We start from the raw sequence: 1,069 nt of genomic DNA on the forward strand, positions 1-1,069 counted from the left end.
CGTCCCGCCCCCGGTCGGACGACCGCTCCCCGCGGGCTCCGTAGCGTCGGCCGCATGATCACGGCACACGGACTCACCAAACGGTACGGCGACAGAACCGTCGTCCAGGACCTCGACTTCACCGTCCGCCCCGGCACGGTCACCGGCTTCCTCGGCCCCAACGGGGCGGGCAAGTCCACGACCATGCGCATGGTCCTCGGCCTCGACACCCCGACGCAGGGCCGCTCCACCGTCAACGGCCGCTCCTACGCCGCCCACCCCGCGCCCCTCACCCAGGTCGGCGCCCTGCTGGAGGCCCGGTCCGTCCACCCGGGCCGGTCCGCCTTCAACCACCTGATGGCGCTCGCCCACACCCACGGCATCCCGCGCCGCCGCGTCGAGGAGGTCCTTGACCTCGCCGGGCTCACGGACGCCGCCCACCGCCGGGTGAAGGGCTTCTCCCCCGGCATGGGCCAACGGCTCGGCGTCGCCGCCGCACTGCTCGGCGACCCCGCGACCGTCATCCTCGACGAACCGGTCAACGGCCTGGATCCCGAAGGCGTCCTGTGGATCCGTACGCTCCTGACCTCCCTCGCCGCCGAAGGCCGTACGGTCCTCGTCTCCTCCCACCTGATGAGCGAGATGGCCCTCACCGCCGACCACCTGATCGTCATCGGCCGCGGCAGGCTCCTCGCCGACACCACGGTGGCCGAGCTGATCCGGTCGGCGGGCGGGGCCTCCGTCCGGGTCGTCACCCCGCAACCGGAAGAGCTGAGCGCACGGCTCGCGGCCCCCGGAGTGACGGTCACCACGACCACCACGGAAACCGCCCGACTCCGGATCCGAGGAGTGGACGCGGCGCACATCGGACGCGTGGCCGCCGCGCACGCGATCACGCTGCACGAACTCACCCCGCAGACCGTGTCGCTGGAGCAGGCGTTCATGGACCTCACGCAGGAATCGGTCGACCACCGCCCGCAACGACAACACCAGCCGACAGCAGCCACGGGAGCAGCAGCATGACCCCCACACACTCCTTCACCGTCGCAACGGCCGACGGCCCCCGTCCGGTCTCGGTCGCGTACGAACG

Annotated in this window: 1 protein-coding gene; it reads left to right on the forward strand. The window is 72.2% G+C overall.

Features of this window, described 5'->3' with window-relative positions:
* The first annotated feature begins 54 nt into the window (after positions 1–54).
* Complete coding sequence (locus JS521_RS35840) at positions 55–1,002, forward strand: ABC transporter ATP-binding protein (protein ID WP_205087016.1); 948 nt, start codon at positions 55–57, stop codon at positions 1,000–1,002.
* Positions 1,003–1,069 lie beyond the last annotated feature (67 nt).

The organism is Streptomyces durocortorensis (assembly GCF_016901035.1).
GTDB classification, from domain to species: Bacteria; Actinomycetota; Actinomycetes; order Streptomycetales; family Streptomycetaceae; genus Streptomyces; species Streptomyces durocortorensis.